At 58.5% G+C, this 14,489-nt stretch carries 9 protein-coding genes and 1 CRISPR repeat array; of the genes, 1 reads left to right on the plus strand and 8 read right to left on the minus strand.

Annotation, left to right across the window (positions count from 1 at the left end; all coding sequences use genetic code 11):
• Positions 1 to 49: 49 nt before the first annotated feature.
• The 8 genes from AArcCO_RS00470 to AArcCO_RS00505 form a co-directional block, all read right to left on the minus strand.
• A complete protein-coding gene (locus AArcCO_RS00470) occupies positions 50 to 1,177 on the minus strand; it encodes a PIN domain-containing protein (protein WP_259532812.1) in 1,128 nt (375 codons plus the stop codon).
• A 237-nt stretch (positions 1,178 to 1,414) separates the two neighbouring features.
• Positions 1,415 to 2,026: a hypothetical protein gene (locus tag AArcCO_RS00475; RefSeq protein WP_259532813.1), complete on the minus strand. Its 612-nt coding sequence runs from the start codon at positions 2,024 to 2,026 to the stop codon at positions 1,415 to 1,417.
• 107 nt (positions 2,027 to 2,133) lie between these two features.
• Positions 2,134 to 5,590: a CRISPR direct-repeat array (repeat unit 30 nt; unit sequence GCTTCAACCCCACAAGGGTCCGTCTGAAAC).
• Between the two features lie 141 nt (positions 5,591 to 5,731).
• Complete coding sequence (locus AArcCO_RS00480; RefSeq protein WP_259532814.1) at positions 5,732 to 8,281, minus strand: CRISPR-associated endonuclease Cas3''; 2,550 nt, start codon at positions 8,279 to 8,281, stop codon at positions 5,732 to 5,734.
• Positions 8,282 to 8,295: 14 nt separating this feature from the next.
• Positions 8,296 to 9,093: a type I-B CRISPR-associated protein Cas5b gene (gene cas5b, locus AArcCO_RS00485; RefSeq protein WP_259532815.1), complete on the minus strand. Its 798-nt coding sequence runs from the start codon at positions 9,091 to 9,093 to the stop codon at positions 8,296 to 8,298.
• A complete protein-coding gene (gene cas7b / locus AArcCO_RS00490; protein WP_259532816.1) occupies positions 9,090 to 10,130 on the minus strand; it encodes a type I-B CRISPR-associated protein Cas7/Csh2 in 1,041 nt (346 codons plus the stop codon). Before cas7b ends, cas5b begins: the two co-directional genes overlap by 4 nt.
• A 3-nt stretch (positions 10,131 to 10,133) precedes the next feature.
• On the minus strand, positions 10,134 to 12,359 hold the full coding sequence (locus AArcCO_RS00495) for a TM1802 family CRISPR-associated protein (RefSeq protein ID WP_259532817.1): 2,226 nt from the start codon (positions 12,357 to 12,359) through the stop codon (positions 10,134 to 10,136).
• Entirely contained in the window at positions 12,352 to 13,122 is a 771-nt protein-coding gene (locus AArcCO_RS00500; protein WP_259532819.1) for a CRISPR-associated endoribonuclease Cas6, read from the minus strand. Before AArcCO_RS00500 ends, AArcCO_RS00495 begins: the two co-directional genes overlap by 8 nt.
• A gap of 620 nt (positions 13,123 to 13,742) precedes the next feature.
• Entirely contained in the window at positions 13,743 to 14,237 is a 495-nt protein-coding gene (locus tag AArcCO_RS00505) for a hypothetical protein (protein WP_259532820.1), read from the minus strand.
• Positions 14,238 to 14,291: 54 nt separating this feature from the next.
• On the opposite strand from AArcCO_RS00505, the gene AArcCO_RS00510 reads away from it, so the two are divergent.
• A complete protein-coding gene (locus AArcCO_RS00510; protein ID WP_259532821.1) occupies positions 14,292 to 14,477 on the plus strand; it encodes a hypothetical protein in 186 nt (61 codons plus the stop codon).
• Positions 14,478 to 14,489 lie beyond the last annotated feature (12 nt).

The raw sequence follows: 14,489 nt of genomic DNA on the forward strand, positions 1-14,489 counted from the left end.
TAGAAAAGGAGTATGTCTCCTTCTTTAGCTTGGTAATTCTTCGCGCTAGTCAAGTACGCTTTTTGATCGCATTCCCCTCCGGGTCAAATCGACCGTCGAACTCAGGAAGCAAGGTTTGACGTTTCGAATACGATGTAAATAGTCGACGGTGATATTCAGGCCGAATCGGTATCAAAAACTTCTGAACCTCTGGACCGTCACAAAATGACGGGTAAAACTTGGTCGTCGCCTCGATTGGCGAGGGGTCTTGGCCCGGCCCGGGGATGAGTTTCTTGACAAAGATTGCTTCCCCATCATCTTCGTTGGCCGTATGTTCAAACCCATAACTGCGAGCAAGTTGGACGAAATAATCCTCTTCAGCCTCATCCCAATAATAGGTGAAGTAAGTCTCATCAAGCTCGTGATGGATTGCCTCTCTGATAGCTAGAGAGATGAGCAACTCGCCGATTTTTGATCCCCAACGCCTTTTTGCCACTTTCAGTGTGGAGATTTTCATCCGGCGTTTCCGATCGAGCGTCGGTGAGGATCCGATCGCTTCGACCTCATGCGGCTTGATCACGAGAACCGCGCCAATCGTACCGTCACCATTATAATTAACCCAAGCTGTGCGGTCGGCGTGTCGCTCGGCCCAGTCAGCAAAATTTTCGTAATCTGCCTTCAACGAATCGAAAATCGAATCATCTAAATCTAGATTGCCCAGTGATGTCCGCTCGATTGACAGCGGTCCATGGAGTTTCGGTCCTTCAGGCCGGAAGAACTCCCAGGCGGTCTCAATGCTAAACACCCGGTCTTCGATTCCGAGGTCGATCGCTTTCTTATGGATTCCTTGGTCTTCTGTGATAAGAAAATCGGTTCGATCCTCGTAAACGGAATAGAGTAGTGCATTATCGACGAGCTCGTTTTCACAAGCGGTTTCCGGCACATGCTGTCGGAACTCCGTATCATTCTCACCGGGATAGGAGGGGTATCCCAGTCTTTCATACGTCTCGATACGGGAAACGTTCTTTTTCCGCCTTTTGGTGTTGTTATCCCCGCGAATTTCTTGTTCGGAGAGCGGGTGAATTAGAATATCATGTTTTGCCTCTTTGAGCGCTCGTTCGAGTTTACGAAGCGTTTCGGGGACGATATCGTCATCCTCACGGTGGATGAAAATGTTCGTGTCGATGAGGATCTTCATTATTTCTTTTCAACTCAGTATGGTCAATATAAGGGAACGTCATTCGTGAGAACATAAAACTGGTGGCGAAGAGTTATTCCACTTTGCAGTAAGAAATCCATATTGTACCAACGGACTGGTGTGTCATTCCCGGGTCTTTTAAGTAAAATCCCGAGTGGACTCTTCGTTTGCCACTGGATATATGGTATTAAGCGGCTCATTTTCCTCGTGAGAACATCGATGCACCGCAGAGCATTCCTATCCACGGTTGGGGGACTCGTGCTGGCGGGGTGTACCGACGCGGCCGACGAACCGGCAGATCCCACGCCGACACCGACCCCAGCCGAGACCGCGACGGCGACGGCGACGCCCACGCCGGAGACCAGCCCCACGCCGACGCCGACCGACGAGCCAGCCGGGGCGAACACACCACCCGAGGTCGTCATCGAATCCCGGGAGTGGGCAATCGAGGGCGAGCGCGTTGAGGCGATCGTCCAGAACGTTGACGACGTAGCCAGCGGGCCGGTGACGGTGTCGGCGCTGTGGTTCGACGACGACGCGCGGTACCTGGGGCGCGACAGCGTATCGATGCCGGCGCTGCCGGCCACGACGTCGTGGCTGGCCGGGATCGACGTCATAGCGCCGTTCGCGGTGGGGGAGTTCCAGTTCCAGCTGGCTGTCGAGCCGCTGCTGGCGACGCCCGAGGGAGTGACACTCGAGGAAGCGCGTGTCGATCAGGGTGGCGAGCGCATCGTCGGCGTTATCGCAAACGACCGCGAGGCGGCGGTCGGGCTGACGGCCCGCGGGGCGGTGACCGACGTTACCGGATTCGTCTGGATTTCCCCGAGTTCGTGTGCCGACAGATTCCACACAGCGCTTCAATCTCTAACAAGTTCTTTTGGAACCGGGTGGTCCATTCATTCAACCGGTTTCGGAATGTTGCTTCAATCCTTCACAGGTTCGTCTGAGACACGATTGCTTCGACCCCACAAGGCTCCGTCTGAAACTGGACTCGGAGCCGTGTGGGGTGAACGAGCAGTTGGGGCAGCTTCAACCCCACAAGGGTCCGTCTGAAACATTCGGTCAGTACCGCTCCCGTGCTGATCGGTCACGCCGCTTCAACCCCACAAGGGTCCGTCTGAAACGCTGTGGGACGCCGACAAATCGCGAGACGTCGCGGAGCTTCAACCCCACAAGGGTCCGTCTGAAACCGCCAGTCTCCGGGCCGCCTTGACCGCCGGTTGTCGCTTCAACCCCACAAGGGTCCGTCTGAAACTCGCCCCGCCGAAGGCTTCCGTCACCTGGGCGATGCTTCAACCCCACAAGGGTCCGTCTGAAACCAGCGCCGGCGAATCTTTCCACCGGTTGTTGAGGTACGCTTCAACCCCACAAGGGTCCGTCTGAAACGCAGACGACAGGGACAACGAGAAGGGTTCGTCTGCAGGTGCTTCAACCCCACAAGGGTCCGTCTGAAACAGCGCTCGACGTCCCGGCTCATGAGTCTCCTCCGATAGCTTCAACCCCACAAGGGTCCGTCTGAAACCGCTCCTGTGATCCGCCAGTATCAGGATGACCGTTGCTTCAACCCCACAAGGGTCCGTCTGAAACACCTCCTGTGTGGTCGATATAATTCCCCGAGATCGTGCTTCAACCCCACAAGGGTCCGTCTGAAACGGGGTCAGGTAAAGCCGTATCATGGTTAGGGGTCAGGGCTTCAACCCCACAAGGGTCCGTCTGAAACGGTAGATCCGTTTCACGCCGTCTGTCGGCAGCGTGATGGACGACAGCTTCAACCCCACAAGGGTCCGTCTGAAACTGCCGCAACGACGCAGACGCCGTAACGCCCGACGGCTTCAACCCCACAAGGGTCCGTCTGAAACACGATCATCTCTTTACCGTCGATTGTCTCAGTCGGGCTTCAACCCCACAAGGGTCCGTCTGAAACGCGACGGTCGACTCAAAGACGACCTCGTTGCTTGAGCTTCAACCCCACAAGGGTCCGTCTGAAACGCGAGAACTACTGGAGAAAGCGAAGGACGCACAGGCTTCAACCCCACAAGGGTCCGTCTGAAACAAGATAGTTGACTTGCCAGATGGGTCTGATTTTGCTTCAACCCCACAAGGGTCCGTCTGAAACAATGTGAAATGTAACAATGAGTAAGTCACTATCTGCTTCAACCCCACAAGGGTCCGTCTGAAACCCTTGGGACTGTTGAAATGTTGGGTGTATCGTTTGGTGCTTCAACCCCACAAGGGTCCGTCTGAAACACTTACTGGCTTTAAATGTTCCAGTTGATAGTGAGAGCTTCAACCCCACAAGGGTCCGTCTGAAACATTGATACAGGTGATATTACACAACTATCTGGTGAAAGCTTCAACCCCACAAGGGTCCGTCTGAAACACCGGAATCGGTAATCGATAATAATGTTACAAATGGCTTCAACCCCACAAGGGTCCGTCTGAAACTATTGCATCTTACATTACTGGGTTAACACGTTTGCTTCAACCCCACAAGGGTCCGTCTGAAACGAGGTCTGCGAGGTCGCGGCCATCACCGAGTCCATGCTTCAACCCCACAAGGATCCGTCTGAAACCCGACGCGCCGCGGCACCGCGGCGCGATCGTCTGGGAGCTTCAACCCCACAAGGGTCCGTCTGAAACCTCGGTCGTTTTGGTCTCACCGTCTGCGGCGGGCATGCTTCAACCCCACAAGGGTCCGTCTGAAACGGATGGCCGTCGAACACAACGACGGAGTACTGTGGATGCTTCAACCCCACAAGGGTCCGTCTGAAACTGTTGTCGATGGTTTCGCTCGGCAGATGTTCCTCGCGGCTTCAACCCCACAAGGGTCCGTCTGAAACGCGCGGGGATGGAAGCAAGACCAACCGGCGTAAAGGCGTGCTTCAACCCCACAAGGGTCCGTCTGAAACTACGTACACACCGACGACAAGCACGGCCGGGAGTAGGCTTCAACCCCACAAGGGTCCGTCTGAAACACCGGCAAGCTCGAGCGGAGCGAGCGACCGACCCGGCTTCAACCCCACAAGGGTCCGTCTGAAACCAGACCTAAAGCCAGGGCGAGATTCGTTTTGGGATTGCTTCAACCCCACAAGGGTCCGTCTGAAACTAGTGCTGGGTTACCATCTTTACTGATTTCTTCTGTGTGCTTCAACCCCACAAGGGTCCGTCTGAAACGCGCGGTTCCGGGGACGACCCAATCGCCAGCCATGCGCTTCAACCCCACAAGGGTCCGTCTGAAACGTCTAGTCCCATGTTGGATTTAGGATTTTATGTGTGCTTCAACCCCACAAGGGTCCGTCTGAAACCCGTCGGGACGGGTGTGCTGGGCGGCCGGGCAATCGCTTCAACCCCACAAGGGTCCGTCTGAAACCAAATTTGATTGTAGCTAGCAGTTGCGTCTTGTGAGTGCTTCAACCCCACAAGGGTCCGTCTGAAACGCGCGGTGTATCTGGATTCGATCTTCGAGCAAGAGCTTCAACCCCACAAGGGTCCGTCTGAAACGGACGACGACATCGATCCCGAGTTTGACCAGCTGCGGCTTCAACCCCACAAGGGTCCGTCTGAAACAACTCCCATAGGTGCGCCGTGAGGAGCTTCAACCCGCTTCAACCCCACAAGGGTCCGTCTGAAACACGGAGAGCTTGAGGGGATAGCTGCAGCGATCGACGCTTCAACCCCACAAGGGTCCGTCTGAAACTCGCCCGCGCCGCTCCGATCATCTACGTGTTCGGCGCTTCAACCCCACAAGGGTCCGTCTGAAACTCGGGGCGATCATCCTGAGGATCCTGACGACCTGATGCTTCAACCCCACAAGGGTCCGTCTGAAACCAGCTCGAGGAGGAGATCGCCGAAGTTGAGGAGGTGGCTTCAACCCCACAAGGGTCCGTCTGAAACACCGACTCGCGTCACGATCTCGCAGATGGCCGAGGGCTTCAACCCCACAAGGGTCCGTCTGAAACTCACGTCCCCGTCGGCCCATGCGGACCGACGGGGAGCTTCAACCCCACAAGGGTCCGTCTGAAACAAGGCCCGTCAGTGCTTCTCTCGCCGAAGGCAGACGCTTCAACCCCACAAGGGTCCGTCTGAAACGGATCTGCTCCGACAATCGCCAGATTGGAAGCGATGCTTCAACCCCACAAGGGTCCGTCTGAAACGAGGGGGGTTTTGTTGGTCGCGGGCGTGGTCGAAGCTTCAACCCCACAAGGGTCCGTCTGAAACTCGCGTACTCGTCGGTGAGTGCGTAACTGAGGTTCGCTTCAACCCCACAAGGGTCCGTCTGAAACCTTGACGCCGAACGCAAGCTTGCACAGCACGGCAAGCTTCAACCCCACAAGGGTCCGTCTGAAACGGGATTATCCGCACGTTCTTGAATATGGAGAAGTGGCTTCAACCCCACAAGGGTCCGTCTGAAACCATGGCCCATTTCGGGCACACAGGTGGTCTATCGAAGGTATCCACCAAAGATGTTCCGTCGACCTGCAATACCTCACAAACCCCCGGGGGGTCGATGACAGACAACAGCAACGGCAACGGCCCCTAGTTGTTCTCCAAGAATTACTGCTCACGAAGACCAGCACCCGACGCCAGCGCATACCACGACGACTTGCGATCGTCGACGACGGCAAACTCATCCAGCGTGACCGACGGGAATCCGAGTTCCTGCAGCATTGCCGCTGAGTCGTCGAGTCCTCTCGCACGATCAGGGGGAACGGTGGCAAATAGCTGCTGGAGAGTTGTAAACGAGATGCGGCCAGTCTGAGTGGCTCGGTCGGCTTTTGCGGTGACATATTCCTCGAGGAACTCTAACTCGGCGGCAGAGCGGATCACGAGAACGTCCTCACTGTCGTCGGTGATCAACGAGGCCTCCCGAAGTGTGTCACCCTGTGCACGAGCATACGCCTCGACCAGCCGATCGTGGGCGTGGTCTCGGTGGTCGCTTGCATGCAACCGGTCGTAGTAATGTTCGACGCCGTCGGTGAGCATCGTTAACTCCGGAATCGTCCGTCCCTCATCTCGAATACGTCCGAGTGCAACGCTGGTTGGCGTGAGCCGATCACCACGACGAGCGTAGACGAGTTGACTCGGCAGCCGATCGGTGGCATCACTATCCACTCTCCACAAGACGACAGACCCACGTTCACCTTCGAAGGACCGATTACACCTCCCCGCAGCCTGGACGAGTGCCGGTAACGGAGCAAAATCCCGATACACACGGTCAAAACTGAGATCGACCCCCGCCTCTACCAGCTGCGTACTCGTCACCACAAGCGGCGGGCGGGTCGCCCCTGACGATTGGAGTACTTGCCTGATGAGTTCGATCAGCAGCCTTCGATCGACGGGTCGCAGGGCAGCCGTCAACGTGGCGGTTATCAACTCGGGAGTGGTCTCCTCGAGGCGGGCGTGTACCTGGTCGTACAGCCGTCCCGCTAGCTCCTCGATGCTACCGTTCGTTTCGAGGTGCCTGATAAGTTCCGCGCTATGAGTCGTGACGAATCTCTCGACAATCTCTCCCAAGTCGACAATAGACCGATCGCTCGCGGTCGCTCGGATCGCCGCGGTTAGTTCGGTTGCACTACGAACGGTGTTGGCGATCGCAAGCGTATCGGTCCCCTCACGAAGGGTCTGGGAGACGACTCGTCGACCGGCCGCCGAAGGAGTAAGCGCTGCTGCAGGCGCCGATCCCCCGAGCGGCACCGACTCGTCGATATGGAAGCTGACGCGCGGGTTTTCGCCGAGGAATTCGAAGTACGTCATTGACTCGGGCACGAGTTCGGCTGTCGATAGTGGGACACTACTGTGATCAACGAACCGGGGCTGCGTCGCGGTCATCAGAATCACGGTCGCATCATAGTCCTCAACGAGGATATCGAACAGTTTGGTAACGAGCTGCCACCACTCCCGTGGGAGCGCCTGGGGTTCGTCGACGATGATGGTCGCATCCTGTAACGCCGGTAGTTTCAGCGACTGGGTGTTCGACCCACCGGCGAGACTCTCGAAGAGTTGCACGAACGTTGTCAAGACCAGTCCGGAACGCCAGGTTTCAGCATACATCGTCTCCGTGCCGTCGGACACTGATTCGTCGTCGATCGTCGTCCGTGTCTCCGCGAGGTGGTGATGGAGTGTGTACGCGTCACCACTCGGTGTCACGTCGAACTGTGCCCTGATTTCGTCGTCGACCTGGTCGAGAATGGTCGTGTACGGCAGGGCGTATATCACTCGCCCATCGGTTCTGTGTGCGTGTCGCAATCCAGCGTTCAGCCCGGCAAAGGTCTTGCCGAAGCCAGTGGGCAACGTCAGCGTGAAAATCCCGCCGTCGTCGGCAGCTAAGTCGGCGAGTCGTTCGGCAACGTCCGACTGGGCTCGCGAGCGAAGGGTGTTTAACTCGCGTTCGATTCCAGTCGCTTCCCCTTCGAAACTGATCTGTTCCGGATCCAACCGCGGCACCGCCGACCCGGCTGAAACGCCGGTCGCATCGAGTTTGTCGGCACACGAGAGTGTGGCCCAGATCCGCTGCACGAGCGGATAGAAGTCAGCGTCAGAATCGTCCCTTGAGGGGCGACCGTGGCGAAACACCTGCCGGTACCGCTCCGGGTTGTCGATCGGGATTTCGTCCCACTCAAGCGCTCCATCGGTAGCAGTCTCAAGTAGTTCCGTTGCGTCGGCCGCCGCTTCCTCGTCGATACGCTGCAGTTTCTGAACGAGATGTACGTACGGACCGGTTTGGGTTCCCCACTTCGAGAGGTCTTCCTCCAGATTGCCGAGAGTCTGGTGATGTTTGAGTACGGCGTAAAAGCCACCTAACACCGCTGGCATGGAGAATCCCTGTGCTTTCAGTGCGTGCAGGGTGACCAGCGCTCCCGGAGCAGCGTGATATTCACTTTGCCGGGGCGGCCGGGGCGGCTGCTCGCGTATATACGACTGGAACGCTGGTGTGAGCTTGCCGAAGTCGTGCAGGTGTGCGACCGTCGTGAGTAGTTGCTGCAGTGAGTCTCCTCGGGGCGTGGTCGTGTCCGCCGGCGTCAACACCCGTGCGTTCGCCGCAACTCCGTTTAGATGGACGGCAAGCGGCTGGTTTGGTCGTGCGAGCGGCGTGTCGAAAGACATGGGCTTCCCTCTCGTTACAGGAAACAGACGGTATCGCCGTTGACGCTGTAGGCCTCTACATCGGCCGTTTCGATTTGCCCGCCGTCTGTCGGGTAGGCATACGATACGAATCCGGTAGTCTTCCGGCCGCCGTTTGCCTGCGTCATGTAGGCCGGGGTTCGCTCCATCGCATAGGAGACGTCCGCAAGCGGCGTGACTTTGGCTTCCGGCAGCGTCGAATCGACTGCAGATACGGATTCCGGGCCGGTGACCGTGCCGACACTCGATTCAGTGATATCGGCTAGACACTCGGTTTTGCCGAGCGAGGGCGTGTATACGGAGCGTACTGACGGCGGTCCCGTCTCGGAATCTGCATCGAGTCGATCGACGAGTCGATCCATCCATTCATCATCATCGAGGACGACGTGGAGCCGGTAGGCCGGATCACAGAGGTATTCGAACGCCCGGCGCTTCCGTTCTCGTTCGAGTACCTCTGGTGGGATGACCGTCTTGCCAGAGACACCCTCCGCAGTCTGGATATCTCCACCTGCTGTCGGCAGCGTCAACATCGGCACTTGCATCGTCCGCAACGGTCGCTGCGGGACGATCGCGACCGCCGACGAGTCCCGGGCGAACACATCGTAGTAAGAATCTCGCGGCTCGCCGAGAATCGCGGCTAGCAACCCCGCGACGGTCGTCCGCGGGATTACCCGGTAGGTCTGCTTGTCGTTGGTGGTGTCGATCCGGCGGAAATGCGCCCAGTCGCCGCTGACGGTGAGGGAGACGCACCGCCGGCTGCTGGGGTCGAACTCATTCATCGGTGGCTCGCTCACGCATACACGTCGACACGATTGACACGGTCGGCACCGACTGCCTCTTCGAGTTCCTTGAGCAAGAACTCAGGCCCGCCGGTGGCGCCATCGATACTTACGGTGATGTGGTCGTCCACGACCACGTGCAGCGTTTCGAGGTGGCCCTCCTCGGCATCGCCGGCGAGCGCGGCTACCAGGTCGTCGACGGCCAGCGTGACGTCGGTGATGTTGCGATACTCGGCACCATCGGTTTCGTCGGCATCAGCGCGTTCGATTCCATCATCGAGCCCGCCGTGGTGGTAGTCGTCGGTGGCGTATTCGGCGCGCAGGTACAGCCGCGGCTGGTGCCCCATCTTCGAGCGCGTTAGCGTTTGGTTTTTGAGCGACCGCCACAGCAGCGCATCGAGTCGCTCGACGTCTTCCGCTGAGAGCAGAGTGTCCTGTGCGGCGTTTTCGTTGACGACGCCGTGGAACTTCACCAGCGCGTACTGGAGTCGGTTGTCCGTTGCGAACGTCCCCTGTTCGTCGCCCGCTTCGCTGGCGACCACCGTCGACAGTTGCTTCGATTCGGTTTTGGTCGTCACCGTGTGCATGCTGCGGCCGTGTTCGAACTGTACCGGGCCGATGAACTGGCCGGGGAAGTCGTCACCGAGAGCGTCCTGGAACTCCGAACTGAACGAGCAGGTTGCGCCGAAATACCGCACGTCGGCAGCGTTATTCAAGAACGCCTCAGCAGCGTCGCTCCCACTCATGTCTTCGACATCGTCCTCCTCGAGTTCCGTCACACGCTTGAACAGCCCATCGCGATCGGGAACGTCCTCGTAGGGTGCCTTCGACGGGTTACGGATGTAGATCCCTAACTCATCGTCGTCGAGTTGGTCCCGGACGTAGCGTTTGAGACGGACGTCCGTGACGACCGCCTGTCCGGTCGTTTCGTCAACACGCGGTTTGTCGTTCGCAGAGAGTGGGTTTCCGTTCGGGTTGCAGTCCTCTGCATCATACAGGAAGACGATTTCCGAGCGATTCTCGAGCGTGGTGGTGTCAGTGTCGGCTGCCATGAGTTACTCCTCCGTCGTGTCGGCGGTGTCGATCTGTATGTCGTTGCTACCGTAGGTGATCCCGAGAGCGTACACCCACTGGAGTTCGTTTTGCGTGACATCCCAGTCACTGGGATCTCTGGCCAACATCAGGTTCGGAAGTCGATCCGTGTAGCGTGCGTTGTACGTCGAGGGAAGAGCGTCGTCGGACTCGATGTACGTGTTGTTCATCTGGATGACCTCGTTGGTCACCTCCTTGATTGACTGCTTGGTGAGGTAGTCGATCGGATACCGTCGAACGAGCGTCGACGAGACCCCCTCGCGACGCTGATAGGCGGTGATCCGGCCGACGAGCCCACCGAGCAGGAATACTGCCTGATGTGGCTCACTACTGCTGAGAACCTCATGGGTATCGATGAAGTCCTCGAGACGCTGCGTCCGATCCTGATACGGCTGAGATGCTGTCTCGGTCACGGTTGCGAAAGTGGTCGTCGTTGTCGGTTGGGTAGCTGTGCGTCGCCCTGCGGTACGTCGTTCATCACCGAGCGCGTCAATCTCCGCGAGTGCCCGCAACTGGGCGTACTGTTCGGCGACCTGTCGCGCCGGGACATGACTGCCATCGCTCTCGTCGAACAGGTCACGTTGCTCCTGGACGAGCAGGTGGAGGTATTCTTCAAGTAGCGTTCGAACGGGAAGCTTCTCCCCCTGCAGGAACTGCCCGAGCCGTCGTGCCCGGACATCGTCGATGTCGCCGGCTTTCGGCGTCCCTTCGGCCTCCTCGCTCGTGCGGGTTGGCTCCGTCGTCCAGTCGAAGTAGCCGCCGAACAGCGCCATGTTGCTTCGATCGGCGCCAGCAACGAGTAGTGGCGACTCCGAGCGGTCGCGAACGTTTGCTAAGATGCCCTCGCCCTGGAACACCGACGAGGTGAGAACCGTATCATGAGCCTCGTCGATGGCACGCGGGCGATAGACATCTGTCCGGAGTTCCTCGAAAAAGATGCGGTCCGGGTTCCCGGTCGCCTGAAAGACGGTGGCGACCTTGACCGGCCCGTAGGCTGGCGTGGCAGCAAGATCCTCGAAGAGTGGCTCGACTGCTGCATCCTCCTCACGCTCGTAAAACACTTCATTGACCTTCGCTTGGAAGGAGCTGGCCTCCCGGTTGCGAAGTTCCATGAACACCTCCCGGGCGAACGCATCGAACCCCTCCGGATCAAGCGCTTCCGGATGCTCACCGAGATACGGGAGGACATACAGACGGCGGCCGTCGCCCAGTCGTTCGAAGAACTCCTCGAACACGCTGTTGGCCGTGGCGATTGCGGCGGCAATTTCGTGTGTCAGGGGGCGATTCCGCCAAGCCTCCGACCCGTCCGGCGAGAGATCCGCAAAGTGCTCCCTCTGCTTTTTCGCATACATACCCAGGAGTCCGGCCGAGCCGCCAGTCACACGATCATCTTCTCCACTCACGTAGCCGACGCCGTCGGCTCCCGCATCGTCCACCGAGATGTTTTCGAACCGCTTGGCCTTCTGTTCGACCATCACCTCATTCAAGACCGGAACCTCGCCCGGCCACTGATATCGCTCCCCACCGGGGAGTTTGAGTCGGACTGTGACGAACACTTCGTGTTCCGTTTCTTCATCCTCGGGATCGAGCGGCACGTCCCCACGCGTGACGAGTTCGTCGATTCGGTCTTCGGCCGTGCCCAACTCCCGTAATGCTTCGAGGATCCACGCGTCTTCCACGTCGCGTTCGAGTACCCGGTCGGCTGCGTCGCTGTGAGCCCACTGAGTGAACCGGTCTTTGATGTTGTTCGTCCCCCAGGCATCGTCACGCTGTCCGGCGAGATGATGCTCTGACGCATCTTTGTGCGTCGTAATCGAGTAGTCGGTCATCGCGCTGGTCTTGTTCGCCGGATACGAATGCCCCAATTTGAACCGACCGCTGGCATCCACCGACTCGAATGCGATTGGTTGCTCATCTCGGAACGTGGGGGATTCCGGATCAGTTAGATCAACGTACACGACGAGCGCGTTATCTGGTTCTCCGAGCAGGTCGCTCTTCGCTGCCGGAGTCATGAACGCGAGATATTCCGGCGCAAGATCGAAGTCGAGATCGCCAGATGTGACTGTCTCGTACCAGTCAAAAATCGAATACTGGACGGCCACGTCGTACAGCGACGCCGGCCGTCGCTGTGGGAGTCGTTCGATTGCTTCCGACGCTTCCTGTGGAACGGACTGATGCTTACTACTCATTGGTGATGTTCACGAATCCGAGTCCCAGTCCGTTTCGCCCGCCGACGCCACAGTCCAACAGCAGGTTCAGGTGCCGACGGTGGTCGTCATCACGCACAGTGTAGTCAAACCGCCACTTGCTCAAGACGACCTCTCGTTCGACGCCCTGAGTCACCGTCAGCGGTAACGCATAGGTCTTGAGCAACTCGTAACCATCGAACAGTGGTCCCTCAACCTCCGTGGGCCCGGGCAGGTAATCGGGGGCGAATAGATCGTGTTTCTGCTGGGCGTTATCTTCGATCGCGGCTGTGAACGGCTCTATGGAGTGTTCTGGACGCCAAAACGTTGGAGAGTCACCGTGACCGTCCTCGATCCCGAACTTCTCCCGGTGATGTTCGTACAACCGGACAAACACACCAGTTCCAGTTTCAATCGTCCCCGACGTGCCGGGCTCTCCAACATCGACATCGAGAGCGGAGACCTCGTCAATCCACAGCGGCATCTCCCCAACGTTCAGCTCACGATCGGCCTGGAAGTCCTCTGCAACGTTAGCCAACAACGACTCGTGAGGAGAGGCAACCAAAAGATTCCGTTCGTCACCCTCCTGCATTTCCCCCCACGGGAAGATGTTGGAGTAGACGAATCCCGGTGGCTCTCCGGACTCGTGTTGTTCATCAAAGTCGGTTCCTTCGAGTGCACGCCAGATCCGACCTCGCAGCTTGTGATGGTACGCGTGGTCGTAGGCTGCGTCTGCACGGGCAGAGAGCCGTGCCAGAACCCGCATCTGACTACCTCACCTCCCTGGATGTCACATTGAGTGACATAGCTGGGAGATGATGGCCAAATGTAATAAAATCAACCCTCTACAAACTTAGTCTAAATTCCTTAGCTGTTGCTTAAATAACCAGGGTGCGGAACGCACATCTGGCCGGCCAATAACAGTCGGATCGGTGGCATTGTGGCCGCTTGGCCAACCCCACAAGAGTCCTTCTGATACACGGTCGAAGGTCAAGTCGCGATTCGCCTCAATCCGGCTACGACCACACAAGGGACGGTTTCAGACGAACCCTCGTGGGGTTGAAGCATCTCGGACATACTCAGGCCTCGTCGGTTTTGAGAAGTTTCAGACGAACCCTTGTGGGTTGAAGCATCATCAGTGTCCGCCGAGGGAGAACGAACTCTCTGGTTTCAGACGAATCTGTGAGGGATTGAAGCGGTTCGGTGAACTGTACGATCACGAATCTTGGCTGAGTTCCAGATGAATCCGCGCAGAGATTAGCACTGAATAGAACCGGTTCCTCAGCCCCAGAGCTGCTGTTTCTGAAAGCACTTGTGGAAATAGAAGTTTCTACACTCTTGATTTAGTCGACTGATGTAGCGAGTAATGGACCGCCCTCTGGAAACTTAGCTCCGCCTCTCAACCAACTCGCCCGTACAAGGGTGGGTCTCGATCCGCTCCGGAAGCCCCACCCGCCCGCACACGGGACACTCCACCAGCGGCGTCAACGGCAGCGCCACGGCCGCATCGAGGGCTGCCTCGACGTGGGTCCTGGCATCCGGATTCTCGACCCGCGTGGCCGCCTGGGCGAGGTGCATCTGCAACTCCTCCGTGACCGTCCGGCAGTCGGTCATCGCCGCGCCCTCCGTTTCGCGGTGTTCCCACGCCTCGCGTACTTCCACGGGATCGCGCCGGCCGACCCGCCGGAGCCCCCCGCGTCCCGCGGCGGGCGTGTCGCCCAGCGGCGCCACGCCTGTGAGCGCGCCGGTCCACTGGTTGTGCTGGTTGGTGAGCGCGATCGTGGTCCCGCGGGGCGTTTCCAGGCGAACCTGCCGGACGGGGATCTCCTCGGACGGGTCAAGCATGTCGGGATCGCGAACCATCAGTGTATCGTACTGCACGCCGACAACGACACACGGCTCCGTGCGGGCGGAGCTGGTGACCAGGTCGCGGACGTGGAGCTGGCGGAGGTCGTCGATGCGGAGACCGCCGTGATCCTAATTGAGGACGACGGTGAGGTTCGTGATCAGCGGGACATCCCGGTCGAGCGCGTGCCCGAGGACCCATGCAAGGAGGGCAGTGTGCTGGCGGTGACGATTGAAAGTGGGGAGATCAAACGGCTCGAGTACCGCCCCGAGTAGACAAAGGATCGC

The organism is Halalkaliarchaeum sp. AArc-CO, from assembly GCF_024972735.1.
Classification (GTDB): Archaea; Halobacteriota; Halobacteria; order Halobacteriales; family Haloferacaceae; genus Halalkaliarchaeum.

Bases quoted from the DNA above. Each gene is read 5' to 3' on its own strand.
- AArcCO_RS00470 (WP_259532812.1), bottom strand. From the start codon at position 1,177: ATGAAGATCCTCATCGACACGAACATTTTCATCCACCGTGAGGATGAC.
- AArcCO_RS00480 (WP_259532814.1), bottom strand. From the start codon at position 8,281: ATGTCTTTCGACACGCCGCTCGCACGACCAAACCAGCCGCTTGCCGTC.
- cas7b (WP_259532816.1), bottom strand. From the start codon at position 10,130: ATGGCAGCCGACACTGACACCACCACGCTCGAGAATCGCTCGGAAATC.
- AArcCO_RS00495 (WP_259532817.1), bottom strand. From the start codon at position 12,359: ATGAGTAGTAAGCATCAGTCCGTTCCACAGGAAGCGTCGGAAGCAATC.
- AArcCO_RS00500 (WP_259532819.1), bottom strand. From the start codon at position 13,122: ATGCGGGTTCTGGCACGGCTCTCTGCCCGTGCAGACGCAGCCTACGAC.